At 61.9% G+C, this 15,504-nt stretch carries 12 protein-coding genes; 2 read left to right on the top strand and 10 right to left on the bottom strand.

Annotation, left to right across the window (positions count from 1 at the left end; translation table 11 throughout):
* Window positions 1–118: 118 nt before the first annotated feature.
* Window positions 119–325 carry a DUF1107 domain-containing protein gene (locus BN1133_RS16315; protein ID WP_050667531.1) on the bottom strand — a complete coding sequence of 69 codons (207 nt, stop codon included), beginning with the start codon at window positions 323–325 and terminating at the stop codon, window positions 119–121.
* A 125-nt stretch (window positions 326–450) separates the two neighbouring features.
* The gene (sixA, locus tag BN1133_RS16310; protein ID WP_050667530.1) at window positions 451–915 is read right to left on the bottom strand and encodes a phosphohistidine phosphatase SixA; all 465 of its coding nucleotides are present in this window, start codon (window positions 913–915) and stop codon (window positions 451–453) included.
* A 159-nt stretch (window positions 916–1,074) separates the two neighbouring features.
* On the opposite strand from sixA, the gene BN1133_RS16305 reads away from it, so the two are divergent.
* Complete coding sequence (locus BN1133_RS16305) at window positions 1,075–3,852, top strand: insulinase family protein (protein WP_050667529.1); 2,778 nt, start codon at window positions 1,075–1,077, stop codon at window positions 3,850–3,852.
* 236 nt (window positions 3,853–4,088) lie between these two features.
* Here BN1133_RS16305 and BN1133_RS16300 read toward each other — a convergent pair whose 3' ends face one another.
* From BN1133_RS16300 to BN1133_RS16270, 7 genes are all read right to left on the bottom strand, one after another.
* Complete coding sequence (locus BN1133_RS16300; protein WP_050667528.1) at window positions 4,089–4,760, bottom strand: thiopurine S-methyltransferase; 672 nt, start codon at window positions 4,758–4,760, stop codon at window positions 4,089–4,091.
* 142 nt (window positions 4,761–4,902) lie between these two features.
* A complete protein-coding gene (locus BN1133_RS16295) occupies window positions 4,903–6,222 on the bottom strand; it encodes a leucine-rich repeat-containing protein kinase family protein (RefSeq protein ID WP_050667527.1) in 1,320 nt (439 codons plus the stop codon).
* A 164-nt stretch (window positions 6,223–6,386) separates the two neighbouring features.
* Window positions 6,387–7,193, bottom strand: coding sequence for a PhzF family phenazine biosynthesis protein (locus tag BN1133_RS16290; protein WP_050667526.1), 807 nt, complete (start codon window positions 7,191–7,193; stop codon window positions 6,387–6,389).
* 518 nt (window positions 7,194–7,711) lie between these two features.
* Window positions 7,712–7,984 (bottom strand): hypothetical protein, encoded by a 273-nt coding sequence (locus BN1133_RS16285; protein WP_050667525.1) that lies wholly within the window; start codon window positions 7,982–7,984, stop codon window positions 7,712–7,714.
* Window positions 7,985–8,350: 366 nt separating this feature from the next.
* Window positions 8,351–9,928: a glutamine-hydrolyzing GMP synthase gene (gene guaA, locus BN1133_RS16280; RefSeq protein WP_050667524.1), complete on the bottom strand. Its 1,578-nt coding sequence runs from the start codon at window positions 9,926–9,928 to the stop codon at window positions 8,351–8,353.
* Between the two features lie 68 nt (window positions 9,929–9,996).
* Window positions 9,997–11,460, bottom strand: a complete 1,464-nt coding sequence (gene guaB / locus BN1133_RS16275; RefSeq protein WP_050667523.1) for an IMP dehydrogenase — start codon at window positions 11,458–11,460, stop codon at window positions 9,997–9,999.
* Between the two features lie 187 nt (window positions 11,461–11,647).
* Window positions 11,648–12,262, bottom strand: a complete 615-nt coding sequence (locus BN1133_RS16270) for a YitT family protein (RefSeq protein WP_050667522.1) — start codon at window positions 12,260–12,262, stop codon at window positions 11,648–11,650.
* A gap of 412 nt (window positions 12,263–12,674) precedes the next feature.
* Here BN1133_RS16270 and xseA point away from each other — a divergent pair, with 412 nt between their 5' ends.
* Window positions 12,675–14,009 carry an exodeoxyribonuclease VII large subunit gene (gene xseA / locus BN1133_RS16265; protein ID WP_050667521.1) on the top strand — a complete coding sequence of 445 codons (1,335 nt, stop codon included), beginning with the start codon at window positions 12,675–12,677 and terminating at the stop codon, window positions 14,007–14,009.
* Here the strand turns inward: xseA and hutW are convergent.
* Window positions 13,956–15,281: a heme anaerobic degradation radical SAM methyltransferase ChuW/HutW gene (hutW, locus tag BN1133_RS16260; RefSeq protein WP_050667520.1), complete on the bottom strand. Its 1,326-nt coding sequence runs from the start codon at window positions 15,279–15,281 to the stop codon at window positions 13,956–13,958. The genes xseA and hutW overlap by 54 nt on opposite strands.
* Window positions 15,282–15,504: the final 223 nt, after the last annotated feature.

Here is a 15,504-nt window from a genome sequence, read left to right as displayed (position 1 = left end):
CAACCAATGAATAGACAAAAACCAGATTGTTATCCCAAATTAACAGGAGTAACCAGACTGCAACACAAGGAGCGCAAAGGGCTATCAATGAACAAGGGCCCCATCAGGGGCCCTTGTACTAGGCGGCTTCCAGATGCAATCGATCAATCACCTCGTTGACCTCCTGCACCGTGAGTCGATGGGGCTCATCGGGTTGGGGCGGCATCAGAAGATGGCCCCCCTCGAAATCAAAGCGACCTCGACCGTGAACATAAATCCGCCCTTTGAAAAAGGTTTTGACATGCTTGGCAATCATCAAAGGCAGATACTTCTTAAACACGCGCATGCGATATCACCCTCGTTAGTTCTACTCAGTTGACCACAGCGTCTGCGAAAAAGTTCTGATTATTTGGTTTTTTATTCTCTATTTTTGATACCAGCCACATTTGCAACCAAATGTTACAAATTTGTTTACCTGATTGTATGCGGCCCCTCGAGCCAGCGCAACTCTCCTCGCCCATTCTCGAAATCGATGCAGGCCATCCCCGAGGTGGCAAACAGGGGGGCCTCATGGCCGGGACAGAGCGCATGCACCAGATAGCCCACCAGAGGAAGGTGACTCACCACCAGCAGGCTCTCGGCGTTACCGGCAAGGGCCTCCAGATAGCTGGCAACCCGGGCCGCATCCCCATAGGGGGTGATCTCGTCACTCTCTTCGACGACGCGAGCCTCGGGAAGTTCATTGCATATAGCAAGCCAGGTCTCTCGTGCTCTCAGATAAGGACTGTGGATCACCCGATCCAGTCCGGTCATCTGAGGGGCCAGCCAACGCGCCATCTGCACCGACTCGTGGATCCCTTGCTCGGTGAGGGGACGCGACTCGTCACTCTTGGCGTTCATGCCGGCCTGACCATGACGCATGATGTAGATCTTCATTACTACCTCGCCCACAGGGCCTGTTGAATGCGCTCGGGATCTTACCCTGCCCGCCAGGGCGAAACAATTGCACCAAGTCGCAGAAAAGGGTTTGCCTCGTCATCGGCACAGGTCAATAATTGTCTTTACTTCCCAATCACTTGCGCATCGGGTCCCACTATGACTCCCCTTGTCAGCCCCAATGATGACCGACTCTACCGCTACCTTGTGCTCGACAACGGCCTGAGGGTGCTGCTCATCGAAGACCCGGCTGCCGACAAGTCAGCCGCATCGCTGGCAGTCAACTGCGGCCACTTCGATGACCCGGCCGATCGGGAGGGGATGGCCCATTTTCTCGAGCATATGTTGTTCCTGGGTACCCGGGATTTTCCCAAGGCCGGTGAATACCAGCAATTTATCAGCCGCCATGGCGGCAGCAACAACGCCTGGACCGGGACCGAATACACCAACTACTACTTCGATATCGACGATGACTATCTGGAGCCGGCCCTTAAACGCTTCGCCCAGTTCTTCATCTCCCCCACCTTCACACCTGAGCTGGTGGACAAGGAGCGCAATGCCATCGAGTCGGAGTATCGCCTCAAGCTGCAAGACGATGTGCGTCGCAGCTATCAGGTACACAAGGAGACGGTCAATCCTGCCCACCCCTTTGCCAAGTTCTCTGTGGGTAACCTGGAGACCCTGACCGACCGGCCGGGGCGGGCCTTGCGAGACGAGCTGCTCGACTTCTATGAGCACCATTACAGCAGCGATCGCATGGCGCTGGTACTCCTGGCCCCCCGCCCCCTCGATCAACTGCAGGCCTTTGCAATCGACCACTTTACTCCCGTATTGAATCGCAATCTGGGAGCCCCGACGATCCGGACGCCCCTCTACCGCCCTGACGATCTCGCCATTCGTATCGAACTCACCCCGGTCAAGGAGAGCCGCCGTCTCTCGGTGGTCTTCCCCTTGCCGAGCCTGGATCATCTCTATCGCCAAAAACCGCTCACCTTTCTGAGCCATCTCATCGGTGACGAGAGCAAAGGAAGCCTGCTCGCCCTGCTCAAGCGGCTCGGCTGGTGTAATCAACTCTCGGCAGGCAGCGGCGTCAGCGGCAGCAACTTCAAGGACTTCTGCGTTACCTTCGCCCTCACCCCCCAGGGGCTCGAGCGGGTGGACGAGATTGTCGAGCTGCTGTTTGGCTATCTGGCGCTGGTGCGGCGCCACGGCCTCGAGCCGTGGCGCTATGAAGAGAAACGTTGGGTACTCGAGTCGGCCTTCCGCTTTCAAGAGCGAGCACGACCCATCGATACCGTATCGGGGCTGGTACTCAATCTCTTTGCCTACGCCCCCGACGATCTGCTCTACGGGGACTACATGATGACGGGGTGCGATCCGGCGCAGCTCGCCGGCCTGATGGATGCCTTTACCCCCGATAATATGAGGCTGATCATCACCGCCCCCGAGGCAAGGGTCGACCGTCATGCCCTCTGGTACCATACCCCCTATGGAGTGACGCCGCTGCCGACACGGCTACGCCAGATCTGGCGCGAGGCAGCACCCCATCCTGAGCTGGCGTTGCCCGAGCACAACCCCTTTATCTGTCAACGTCTCAGCGCCCGGCTCCCGACCCTCTCCACCGATATTCCGGTCCCCCTCATCGATCGCCCCGGCTTTCGCCTCTGGCATCTGCACGACGATCATTATCGGGTGCCCAAGGGTAACCTCTATGTGGCATTTGACAGCGAGCACGCGGTCAAGAGTCCGCGCCATATCGCCATGGCCCGGCTGGCGGTCGAGTTGTTGAGCGATCATCTCGGTGCCCTCACCTACCAGGCAGAGCTGGCGGGCCTCTCTTATCAGATCTACGCCCACCAGGGAGGTTTCTCCATCGCCATTCAGGGTTTCTCGGAGCACCAGCTTGCCCTGCTCGACATGATCCTCTCCAACCGCACCCTGGGTTATCCGGATCCCGAACGCTTCAGGGAAATCAAGGAGGCGCTCATCCGCAACTGGGAGAATCAGGCCCACAGCCGCCCCATCAGCCAGCTTTTCAACCAGCTCACCTCCTTGCTGCAGCCCAACAATCCTCCCTTCGAGCAGCTGTTGCCGCACCTCAAGGCCACCGAGCTTGGGGACATGCCCGAGTTTGTCGCCAGCCTGTTTCAGGAGATCCACGTGGAGTGTCTGGCACACGGGGACTGGCTGGAAGCTGAGGCGATGGCCCTGGCCGCCCTGCTCGAGCGGCACCTTGCCCCCTACAGCCAACCAAGCCGCGAGACCCGCCGTCGCCTGATCGATATCGGCGGACGCGGCACCCTCATCCGCGAGCATGGCTGCGAGCACGCCGACTCGGCTCTGCTGGTTTACTACCAGTCGCGCACCACCCGCCCCAGAGATATCGCCTGTTTCACCCTGGCCAACCACATCATGTCGTCGACCTTCTTTCACGAGCTGCGCACCCGCCAGCAGCTTGGCTATGTGGTGGGCAGCGGTAACCTCCCTCTGAACCGTCACCCCGGCCTCATCTTCTACATCCAGTCACCGGTAGCCGGGCCCCAGATCCTGCTCGATGCCATTGAGGAGTTTATCGATCTCTTCCCGCTGGCCATGCTCGAGCTGACCGAAGCCCAGTGGCAGGCGAGTAAAGCGGGGCTGCAGGCGCAACTCTCCGAGCGCGACGCCAATCTGCGCACCCGCGGGCAGCGGTTGTGGGTCAGCATAGGCAACAAAGACTGGGGATTCGATCAACGGGAGCGGGTGCACGACGAGGTGGGACGCCTCACCCGCGCCGATCTCATCCGCTTTATCACCCGGCTGCGTTCGCGCACCTCCGACAGGTTGATCCTCTGCAGCTACGGCCAGGGACACCAGCACGACGAGCGGATCGAGGGCAGGCTCATCGATGACACCCGGGCGTTTCGCCTGAGTGCCCGCAAATTTTACAACCTCTAGCTACAGCAAGACCCGCCACGGCGGGTCTTCTTCTGATGTTCCCTGTGCGAAACCCAAAAGAAAAAGCCGACCCTCTGGGTCGGCTGGAAATACCACATCAAATACGGCTTGGCCGCAAAGTGAACATGAGCGTGAAAATCAGACACCGATTGTGTCGGGCAGCCTGGCCGCCGCGAAACCAACAGTGATTGAGAAACAGGCTCATCATAGGGAGTCGGGGCGGCAGTGGCGTTGATCTACATCAAAGGTGGTAGCGTCTTGTGGGCACGGCGTACCAGGCGGTAACACACCTCATCGAAGTAGGAGAGCTGACCGCTCACCACCCTGGGATGAGTCACCTCGCTCTGGCGTCCCAACACGCTCACCGAGAAGTAGGGCTCAAACAGGCGACGCACCTCGAGCTCGCTCACCGAGAAGGGGGGCTCATGCTGAGGATCGGGCTGATACTCCACCGTCACCAACAGGATCTCCCCCCCCTCCAGCACCATGCGGGCCAGTTGCTGGGCATAGCGAAGACGCAGGGGAGCCGGCAGGGCGATCAGCGACGCCCTGTCGTAGACCAGGCGGTAGCGCTGATCCAATTGCCAGGCGGCGAAAAAATCCCCCTGATAGATGTGCAGATCCCCATGGCCAAGCCGCTGATAGGGTCCCACCTCGGTCCGCTCCGGGGTCCACCCCTGCTCGCCAAAGAACTGCTCAACCGCCAGTGGCGACAGCTCGAAGCCGTGCACCGGATGGCCCTGCTCACAGAGCCAGACCATGTCCCGTGATTTGCCGCACAGGGGAACCAGGACCGGCTCATCCATGGGCCGCTCCGCCCACCAGGTCTTGAGCCAGCCATTAAAATCGCTCTGATGGAACCCGATCCGGTTCTCTTCCCAACGCTGATGCCAGAATGCAGCTTCCATCGTCTCTCTCCGAAGGTGTATAGCCAGCCCCGGCCTCCCACCCGGGGAAAACCCGGCGTGCAGCACCGGGGCGGCGCCAAAGGTGTGTAACGCATACCACTATGCCCAAGGGGCCCGGGGTCAGCAAGGGGCAATCGCCCCCTCACGCCATGGCGACGTGCTCCTGGCTCGCCATCTCCTCGAGCCGGGCCGCCAGCATGGCAAAAGCAGGACGCTCTTCCCCTCTCTCTGACAGGCAGGACGATGCCAGGTGAGACAGACCGCTCACGGCCGCCATTGCGCCATCTCCAGAGGCCTGACTGCGGGCCAGCAACTCCTCCATCAGGCAGCCAAAGGCACGCACTTCGATGCTCTCGAGGGCCCGCCCCAGTGGGGTGCCCGGCTCATAGAAGGAGGCGGCACCAAAGTCGCCGAGCAGAGCCCGGCCTCTGGCGTCGTGCAGAATATTGTGACCATAGAGATCCCCGTGCAGGATCCCGCCCCCATGCAGATGCGCCCCCACCGAGGCGATGGTCCAGAGCAGCCGGATCGCCGCGCTCAGAGTAAGATGAAAGCCCTGTGGGTAGATATCCCGGGTGCAGGAGTCCAGGCTCGGCGGTCCCGCCAGAGTGACCAGGGCGGGATCGACAAGATCCATCACCAACGCCGGTGACCCTTGAGGGTGAGCCTCCACCTCCCCAAGCAGCGGGATCAGACCCCGGTGCTCCCCGGCAGCAAGCGCCGCCGCCATCTCACAGCCGGGCAGGCCGTCACTGGTCATGGCCCCCTTGAAGAGCTTGACTGCCACGGGGCGCTCGCCCGGGAGCCTAGCCGAGAAGATCCGGCCCGAGGCCCCCTCCCCCAGCAGTTCCCCGAGGCGCAAGGCATCCCAGGGGATCGCCGGAGTCGCCCCCCTTTCCGGCTCGGCGCAACACGGATTGCCGGCAAAGGCAAGCCAGCTCAGGCGCGGCAATGTCAACAGTGAGGATGGCAGCACCCGTAACCGGTTGGCCGACAGGCGCACCAGCTCGAGACGCCGGCAGCGGGACAGATCCGGCAAGGTGCAGAGCCGGTTGCCCGCCAGCATCAGTTTTTGCAGGCCGCCGCATTGGCCCAGCTCGTCAGGCAGGCGTTCAATTGCATTGTCGGTCAGGATCAACCAGCGCAGATGTGTGGGTAGCGAGGCCCCGGGCACCCTCACGATGCGGTTGGCCTTAAAACCCACCATGGTGAGCGACGGGCAGCGTCCCAGCACCTCGGGCAACTCGGTGAAGTGATTCTCCGAGCAGAAGATGATGCGCAGCTTGCTGAACCCGGCCAGCGCGTCCGGAAGTGTATTTAGCTGGTTGCCGGTCAGATCCAGCACCTCCAGCGTCTCTTTAAGGCTCAGGATCTCGGGCGGGAAGGTCGTCAGGTTTTCACTGAGTTTCAAATAGCGAGCGCCGTCCAGCTCGCCCGAGCGCAGCTGCTCAAGGGAATGCATAACCGTATCTCTGTTGTGCTGGCCCGATCTAACCTGGGCTATCAGAGGCCGCCGAGTGGCTCGGTGGCCATAAAAAGGGGAGCATTATAGTGGATTGGGGTCAGAGATCGCCCCCTTTGTGCGATAAGGCTCACGCCTCGCAAGTGCAAGCTCTGATTAGGGCCTTACTCCTTGGGCAGACGCAGCTCCCCTTTGAGGATCACATAGGCCTGACCCAATATGGCGAGCCGCCCGTTGGGCTTTCGCTCCAGACGCAGCTCGCCGCCGCGGCGGGAAGCCTGACGGGCCATCAGCCGGCTGCGCCCGAGTCGCTCGCCCCAATAGGGGGCCAGGATGCAGTGGGCCGAGCCGGTGACCGGGTCTTCCTCGCACCCGACCCAGGGGGCAAAATAGCGCGAGATAAAATCGAAGGCCGGGTCAGCGGATGGCGCGCTCACCACCACACCGCGCCCGGGCAGACGGCGCAGCGCACCGTGGTCGGGCGCCAGCGCCTCGACCAAGGCGGGCTCATCGACCACCACCATCACCTTGGGACCGCTCATGGCGTAGCATTGCACTCGACTGCGTTCAATGCCGAGGGCCACCAGCAGCGCCGAGTCAGGCTCGCACGGCGTCGCGGGCTGCTCGGGAAAATCGAGGGCAAGCCACTCACCCTGCACGCTCACCGACAGGGGCCCGGAGAGGGTCTCGAAGGTTTTCCCCTCCCCTTCGCCGAGTATCCCCTGCTCGCGCAGCACGGCCCCCACCGACAGGGTGCCATGGCCGCACAGCTCGACCTCTACCTCGGGGGTGAACCAGCGCAGGCGCCCGGTATCAAGCGCCAGGAAGGCGGTCTCCGAGACCGCCATCTCGGCGGCGATGGCCTGCATCAGGGCCGGTGTTAACCCCTGATCCGTGATACAGACGGCGGCGGGATTGCCCCCAAACGGGGTCTGGCTGAAGGCATCGACCTGATAGACGATGAGATTCATAGTGCGCTCCTTATGTTGGCTGAGCGCGAGTGTACCAGAGCACCAATGGTGCCGATATTGACCATAAGGGACCGTGACACGCCGAGGCATTGCCATGGAGAAGCATTGTGGCCGCTGCCACTATGGCAGGGGACGCCCTGGCTCAACGCCATGCACAGGCAGTCCCTATTGAGTCGTTCGCCTGCCCCCTGTAGACCTGGATTGCTCGAGCTCTACGGCTGGCCTTCTCGCTCCCACCTGACAGCGCATTCACGATCAAAGTACTGGCGATTGCAGATAAACAACGTAGTAGATTTCACTTGGCACCAAATTTGAGGCGTCTATCGTGCAGCCGAAGACGGCATTTCATATCCATCATCGACCACGACTGTCAAACATTGATGACTCTGGATGGGTCCCCAAAGATGCAAGCGTCGAGCAGAGCACTAGAAGTAAAAAAGACGCCGCAGTGGCGTCTTTTCATTGCAGGTTTTGGGGGCGTCACCGCTGGCCAGCCCCTCCCCCACCACTGCCCGCGATTAGATGGGAGTGATGGAGGTGATATGAGCAGAGCCGTCCAGCGACTTGAAGATCTGCACGACAGCCTCGCCGTGAATGGGCGTCGGTAACGGTACTGTGGTCTTGCATTTGTAGCGGTAGTTCATCCCCGCGACCACCTGGGTGGACACCTCAAAGGGCTGATACTCCACCCCGACAAACCCTTTCATGGCTTCGTTGAACACCGCTTGATCCTCGGCGGTCAGCTTATGGTATGCAGTCCATCCGCCAACCAGCACAGCTTGATCCGACATAACAAACCCTCCGTGATGACTCATCCCTACTCATATGGCTGTTCGGGTTCCGCCCCGTTGATTTAGGTGGTGTCCGGACTCCACCGGGAAGCCATGCCAAGGCTTTCGGCATGAAAGACTCCCACAGGGTGTAAGGCAGCAGGCTGCCATACTCCCATATCGCCATGACAGCGCCGTCTCGAAAGCGGTCTCATTTGGCATTAATGAGCGTAGAGTGGGTTTCAAAAAGCGCCCCTGTTACAAATGACAGTCACCCTGTTCTCGACTCCAGATCTCAAGAAGAGTGAGACGCAAACGATTGGAAAAAGAAAAGACGCCCCAAGGGCGTCTTTTTAACACTTTTGGCTGCGCTCGGGGCGCGGCCGCTTATTCCCATTCGATGGTGGCGGGCGGCTTGCCGGAAACGTCGTACACCACGCGAGAGATGCCATTGATCTCGTTGATGATGCGGTTCGACACGTGGCCGAGGAAGTCGTACGGCAGGTGGGCCCAGTGGGCGGTCATAAAGTCGATGGTCTCGACGGCACGCAGGGCAATGACCCAGTCATATTTGCGACCATCGCCCATGACACCGACCGAGCGCACCGGCAGGAAGACGGCGAACGCCTGGCTGACGCGGTTGTAGAGATCGGCCTTGCGCAGCTCTTCGATAAAGATGGCATCGGCGCGGCGCAGCAGGTCGCAATACTCTTTCTTCACTTCGCCGAGCACACGCACGCCCAGGCCCGGTCCCGGGAACGGGTGGCGATAGAGCATGTCGTAGGGCAGACCCAGTTCGAGACCGACGCGGCGCACCTCGTCTTTGAACAGCTCGCGCAGGGGCTCGACCAGTCCCATCTTCATCTCTTCCGGCAGACCGCCGACGTTGTGGTGAGACTTGATGACGTGGGCCTTGCCGGTCTTGCTGGCGGCCGACTCGATGACGTCGGGATAGATGGTGCCCTGGGCCAGCCAGCGGGCGTTTTTCAGCTTCTTCGCCTCGTCGTCGAACACCTCGACAAAGACGCGGCCGATGATCTTGCGCTTGGCCTCCGGCTCGTCTTCGCCGGCCAGAGCGGTAAGGAAGCGCTGCTCGGCATCCACCTTGATGATGTTGAGACCGAAGTGATCCCCAAACATCTCCATCACCTGGGTCCCTTCGTTCAGGCGCAGCAGGCCGTTGTCGACGAAGACGCAAGTGAGGCGATCGCCGATGGCGCGGTGCACCAGCATGGCCACCACAGAAGAATCCACACCGCCGGAGAGACCCAGGATCACCTCGTCATCGCCCACCTGCTCGCGAATGCGGGCGACCGCGTCGTCGATGATGGTGGCCGGGGTCCACAGGCACTCGCAGCCGCAGATGTCTTTGACGAAGTGCTCGAGCATGCGGGCACCCTGGCGGGTGTGGGTCACTTCCGGGTGGAATTGCACGCCGTAGAAGCGCTTCTCTTCCCAGGCCATGGCGGCGTGGGGGCAGGTCGGGGTGCGGGCAACCGTGGTGAAGGCCTCGGGGATGGTGGTGACCTTGTCACCGTGGCTCATCCAGACGTCCAGCATGGCGTTGCCGTTATCGGCGATGGCGTCTTCGATGTTGCGCAGCAGGGCGCTCTGGGCCACCACCTCGACCTGGGCGTAGCCAAACTCGCGCTCGGTGGAGGAAGAGACCTTGCCACCGAGTTGCTCGGCCATGGTCTGCATACCGTAGCAGATGCCAAACACGGGCACACCGGCGTTGAAGACATATTCGGGGGCGCGCGGGCTGCCCGCCTCGGTGACGGACTCGGGGCCGCCGGAGAGGATGATGCCGCTCGGATTGAATTCGCGGATCTGCTCTTCGGTCACGTCCCAGGCCCACAGCTCGCAGTAGACACCGATTTCGCGCACGCGGCGGGCGATCAGCTGGGTGTACTGGGAACCGAAGTCCAGGATCAGGATACGGTGATCGTGAATATTTTTACTCATGTTCATCCTGTTTCAGGCTGGTGTGGGGGTAAAAAGGTTGGAAAAACGGGGCGCAGGGCCCCGTCTTGTTAGCCCATCCGATAGTTGGGGGCTTCCTTGGTAATGGTCACGTCGTGGACGTGGGACTCTTTCATCCCGGCGCCGGAGATCCGCACGAACTCGGCCTTGGTACGCATCTCGTCGATGGTGGCACTGCCGGTCAGGCCCATGGAGGAGCGCAGGCCCCCCATCTGCTGGTGGATGATCTCCTTGAGGCGGCCCTTGTACGGCACGCGCCCTTCGATCCCTTCCGGCACCAGCTTGTCGGCGGCATTGTCGCTCTGGAAGTAGCGATCGCTCGACCCCTTGGACATGGCCCCCAAGGAGCCCATGCCACGGTAAGATTTGAAGGAGCGGCCCTGGTAGAGCTCGATCTCGCCCGGAGCCTCTTCGGTACCGGCAAACATGGAGCCCACCATGACGCAGCTGGCGCCGGCGGCGATGGCCTTGGCGATGTCGCCGGAGAAACGGATGCCACCGTCGGCGATGACCGGAATGCCGGTACCCTCGAGGGCCTCGACGGCGTCGGAGATGGCGGTGATCTGGGGCACGCCCACGCCGGTGACGATACGGGTGGTGCAGATGGAGCCGGGGCCGATACCGACCTTGACCGCGTTGACGCCGGCCTCGGCCAGGGCGCGCGCGCCGGCCGCAGTGGCGACGTTACCGCCGATGATCTGCAGGTTGGGATAGGCCTCACGGGTCGCCTTGATGCGATCCAGCACCCCCTGGGAGTGACCGTGGGAGGAGTCGATGAGCAGGACGTCGACACCGGCCTCGACCAGGGCGGCGACGCGCTCTTCGTTACCGGCACCGGCACCGACGGCGGCGCCGACGCGCAGACGACCCTGCTCGTCCTTACAGGCATGGGGCTTGCGCTCGGCCTTCTGGAAATCCTTCACGGTGATCATGCCCTTGAGCGTGAAGTCGCCGTTGACCACCAGCACCTTCTCGATGCGGTGTTTTTGCATCAGACCCACCACCTCGTCACGGGCGGCGCCTTCGCGTACCGTGACCAGACGATCTTTTTGGGTCATGACCTGCTCGACGGTGAGGGAGAGATCGGTGACGAAGCGCACATCACGGCCGGTGATGATGCCCACCAGCTGGTTGCCCTCGGTGACCACGGGGTAGCCGGCAAACCCGTTACGGTGGCTCAGCTCCTTGATCTGGGCGATGGTCATGTCGGGACGCACGGTGACGGGGTCGGAGACCACGCCGCTCTCGTACTTCTTGACCTTGCGCACTTCGGCAGCCTGCTGCTCAACGGACATGTTCTTGTGGATAAAGCCGATGCCCCCTTCCTGGGCCAGGGCAATGGCGAGGTTTGCCTCGGTCACGGTATCCATGGCGGCGGAGATCATGGGGATGTTGAGACTGATCCCGGAGGTCAGCTTGGTGCGAAGATCGGCGGTATTGGGGAGAACAGTGGAGTGGGCCGGTACCAACAACACGTCGTCGAAGGTCAGCGCTTCTTTGGCAATCCTGAGCATGGCAATATCTCACCTGTGGTGTGGGGGTGTAAAATATTGCCGGCGAATTCTACCGATGAATCGGCCTGTCGTAAAGTATTAAATTTGAATTTTTTACGACAAATCCCGTTTATGCCTTCCAACACGGCAAAAGATCAACAATATCAGGCCAAAACCGGCCCGGTTTGCCGAGAAATGATCTTTTTGCTTATCCCAGGTAGCGGCCCGGTTTGTGCCAGACCATCAACATGGCGTTCATGGCCAGGGCGCTCAAGGCTGACCAGAGCAACAGCGGGAGCGGCAGAGTCAGCAGGGAGAGGGCAAAGACCAGCAGATCAAGTGCCATCTGGCTCTTTCCCGCATTGATGTGAAAGCGCCGCTGCAACCAGAGAGTGACCACCCCGACCCCGCCCACCGAGGCGTTGTGGCGCGCCAGCGAGAGCACCCCCATGCCGAGGAAAGAGCCCCCCACCAGGGCGGCAAACAGGGGGTGGATGTAGGTGACGCTCAACAGATGGGGCACCAACTGGGTGGCCGCCGAGAGCAGCAGGTTCACCGCCAGGGTCTTGAGGGTAAAGTCGCGCCCCATGGTGAAGGCACAAAAGATCATGAAGGGGGCGTTAACCAGAAAGAAGAGCACGCCAATAGGCAGCGCCACAAAGTGGGAGAGCAGCAGGGCGATACCGGCAATCCCCCCTGTGATCATCCCGGACCACTTGAGCAGATTGAGTCCCATGGCGATAAACATGATGCCAAGGGCAAGGGCATAGAGATCATCGAGACGGGTATGGGGCACCCGGCTGGTGAGGGTGGTATCAGACATGAATAAAGGCTCCCTGAAATAGCGGCGACCGGCGTCCTGCCAGCCCCCACAGCGACGTGAGTCGCGGCGGGTGGGGGTAAGATACCCCAAAGTGCCCTTATTCGGAATATAGGACCAAGGGTGAATAAAAAATCAGAATAAAGCGCCAACTCAGCTTGGGTAAATGGTTAATTCATTAAGTTCCACTCCCCATCGTCCCCTTCGGGGCAGCATTTTTTCTCCCTCGTCTGCTCCCCCTTGAGCCCTGCGAGTGCGCCCGCCGACCACCAGAGTGCGCCAATCGAACCCGGCATGTGGCTCATAGGCTATCTAACGCCCTCTCTGACACCCTCCCTAACAGGAAGGATTCTGGGATAAGATAGGCCCCACGTTTCTCCCCGCCTCCGGGCGGCTACCGGCATAAGGGACCGTTTTGACCCACCCATCCCAGGTCTATACCGTCACCCGGCTCAACGGCGCCGTGCGCATGCTGCTTGAGCACGAAATTGGCACCGTCTGGCTCAATGGCGAGATCTCCAACCTCGCCATGCCGGCCTCGGGCCACTGGTACTTCTCCCTCAAGGATCTCTCCTCCCAGGTGCGCTGCGCCATGTTCAAGGGGAACAACCGCCGGGTGCCCCTGCGCCCACGGGATGGCATGCAGGTACTGGTACAGGCCCGCGTCTCCCTGTTTGAGCCGCGCGGCGACTACCAGCTCATCATCGAGAGCATGCAACCCGCCGGCGACGGGGTGTTGGCCATGCGCTTCGAGGAGCTCAAGCAGCGTCTCACCATCGAGGGGCTGTTCGATGCCGGGCGCAAGCGCCCCCTGCCAGCCCAGCCGAGGGCGGTCGGCATCATCACCTCCGCCACCGGCGCCGCCCTGCACGATATGCTGACCGTGCTGCGCCGGCGCGCCCCTGCTCTGCCGGTGATCATCTACCCCACTCAGGTGCAGGGTCAGGCCGCCATCGGCCAGATAGTGCATGCCCTCTACACCGCCAACCGACGGGCCGAGGTGGATGTGATCATCCTGGGGCGTGGCGGCGGCTCGCTCGAAGATCTCTGGTGCTTCAACGAAGAGGCGGTGGCACGGGCCATCGCACAGAGCGCCATCCCGGTGGTGAGCGCGGTCGGTCATGAGGTGGATGTCACCATCAGCGACTTTGTGGCCGATCTGCGTGCCCCCACCCCGTCGGCGGCCGCCGAGCTGGTGGCTCCGGATCAGGGTCAGCTGCGCGAGCGCCTGGGGGCGCTCGATCTGCGGCTGCGCCGCAGCGCCTTGCAACTGCTGCAGGGGAACCGGCACCACCTCACCTTGCTGGCCAAGCGCCTCGAGCACAGGGATCCCCAGCGCACTCTGGAGCAGCAGTCCCAGCGTCTCGATGAGTTGGCCCTGCGCCTGGAGCGGCAGATGAGCCGCCAGCTGCAAGGCAGCGAGCGGCGTCTGGCCCAGCTTGCCCAGCGCCTCGAGCGACACACGCCGGCACGGCGTCTCGAGGAGGGACGGCGCCGCCATCAACTGGCCGGCGAGCGCCTCACCGCCGCCATGGGGCGTCTGCTGAGCGATCGCGGCCACCGCATGGGGACCCTGGCCGCACGCCTAGACGGGGTGAGCCCTCTGGCCACCCTGGGTCGGGGTTACGCCATCTTGCGCGATGAGGAAGGCAAGGTGGTGCGTACCCCCCGCGATACCCGGGTGGGGGCACGCCTGTCAGCCCGCCTCGCCGAAGGCGGCCTCAGGGTTCGCGTCGAGGAACTCGAGTAACCCGGCCTGCAGGTTAACGGTCCAGAAACGCCCGGCCAGGGTGAGGCTCACCCCTTCCTCCCCCACCCTGGCCAAACCGTGCTCCTGCCAGCGTATAAACAGGGTGGCAAGGGGCGCCCTCCACGGCTCGGGCAAGATGGTCCAGGGTAACAAGCCCTGATCCAGGGCGCCGCTCACCCGCCCCAGCCAGGCATCATTCGGCCCTTGCCCCATCATCATGGCAGGCACCGGCACGCCGGCCGAGAGCGCCTGGTGCCACGCGTTCAGATCTCGCCCGTTCATCACCCTCATGCCTTGAAATACCCCCCCGGCCCCTGCGCCGAAGGGGAGGATCTCGGCCCCCGACTTGGCCAGCCGGTTGTAGCGGCTGCGCTCACGCCCGTCGCGTCGCCAGTGACAGCAGGAGAGGCGCTCCCAACCGGCCTCCTCGAGGCGCTCGGCACCACAGCGATACATGAGGGCACGCTCGGCACTGGGCAGCCCCTCGGGTTGGCGCCCCGAGGCGTTGAAGCGCTCGAGGTTGTTACCGGGCAGACCGATGAGCTGGTAGAGATCCACCCCGTGAACCCGGCTGGCCAAGAGATCGTCCAGATCCTGCGCCCAACTGGCGTGGCTCTGCCAGGGCAGGCCGAAGATAAGGTCGGCCACCACCACGGCACTGTCTCGTTCACTCAGGGTTTGCAGCCGTGCGAGCAGCGCCTCGCGCTCATCGAGGCGGCCGGCGGCCAGACGCACCCGGCTGTCAAAGCTCTGCACCCCAAACGAGAAGCGGTTAACCCCTCCCTCCAGGGCCGCTTGCCACTTCTCATCGTCAAAGCCGTTGAGGCGCCCCTCCAGCGTCACCTCGGCATCGGGGGCAAGCGGAAAGCGGCGCACTACCTCGAGCAGCCGTCCTATTTGATCGGCCGTCATGTCGGTCGGGGTGCCTCCCCCCAGATAAACGGCGCCAAACGGGCGACTCTGGGCGAAGGGGGTGTCGGCACGGCGCTTGATCTCCCCGCACAGGGCGGTGACATAGGCCTCCATGCGCGCCGGATTGGCGCCATTTTCGAAGAAGTTGCAGAAGCTGCAGCGCTTGCGGCAAAACGGGATATGGAGGTAAAGGGCACGCCGGGCCGCCGTCGAGGCTTGCTGCCAACGCTCTTGCCACTGCGGTTCATCAAGGGCAAGGGGAGCGCCTCTTCTGCCCGCATGGGGAGTGTGCTTGGCGACAAAGGCAAACTGGAGAGGGGATGGGGTCGCCATCCCGGTCATGGTGGGGGTAAAGATCATGGATTTTCTGCTTCTTTGTGATCACGCAATCCATTAATGATATTGATTATCACTTTCATGCGATTGCGCTGGATCAACTCTGTGCGCTGGCGCCCAATAACCGAGCCCTTTGACACCCATCAGGTTAAGTTATTGATAAACTGCGCCGATAAGGATGTACCCCTGATGTTGCCACCTCGTCATGGCGGCAAATGATGACGACTCATGAACATGGACGCCAAAC

The sequence above is a fragment of the Aeromonas schubertii genome (genome assembly GCF_000820105.1).
In the GTDB taxonomy this organism is placed as follows: domain Bacteria; phylum Pseudomonadota; class Gammaproteobacteria; order Enterobacterales; family Aeromonadaceae; genus Aeromonas; species Aeromonas schubertii.
This window is presented reverse-complemented; position numbering and strand designations above follow the sequence as displayed.

Excerpts from the sequence above, each read along its gene's own strand:
- BN1133_RS16315 (WP_050667531.1), bottom strand. The coding sequence starts at position 325 with ATGCGCGTGTTTAAGAAGTATCTGCCTTTGATGATTGCCAAGCATGTC.
- sixA (WP_050667530.1), bottom strand. The coding sequence starts at position 915 with ATGAAGATCTACATCATGCGTCATGGTCAGGCCGGCATGAACGCCAAG.
- BN1133_RS16305 (WP_050667529.1), top strand. The coding sequence starts at position 1,075 with ATGACTCCCCTTGTCAGCCCCAATGATGACCGACTCTACCGCTACCTT.
- BN1133_RS16300 (WP_050667528.1), bottom strand. The coding sequence starts at position 4,760 with ATGGAAGCTGCATTCTGGCATCAGCGTTGGGAAGAGAACCGGATCGGG.
- BN1133_RS16295 (WP_050667527.1), bottom strand. The coding sequence starts at position 6,222 with ATGCATTCCCTTGAGCAGCTGCGCTCGGGCGAGCTGGACGGCGCTCGC.
- BN1133_RS16290 (WP_050667526.1), bottom strand. The coding sequence starts at position 7,193 with ATGAATCTCATCGTCTATCAGGTCGATGCCTTCAGCCAGACCCCGTTT.
- BN1133_RS16285 (WP_050667525.1), bottom strand. The coding sequence starts at position 7,984 with ATGTCGGATCAAGCTGTGCTGGTTGGCGGATGGACTGCATACCATAAG.
- guaA (WP_050667524.1), bottom strand. The coding sequence starts at position 9,928 with ATGAGTAAAAATATTCACGATCACCGTATCCTGATCCTGGACTTCGGT.
- guaB (WP_050667523.1), bottom strand. The coding sequence starts at position 11,460 with ATGCTCAGGATTGCCAAAGAAGCGCTGACCTTCGACGACGTGTTGTTG.
- BN1133_RS16270 (WP_050667522.1), bottom strand. The coding sequence starts at position 12,262 with ATGTCTGATACCACCCTCACCAGCCGGGTGCCCCATACCCGTCTCGAT.
- hutW (WP_050667520.1), bottom strand. The coding sequence starts at position 15,281 with ATGATCTTTACCCCCACCATGACCGGGATGGCGACCCCATCCCCTCTC.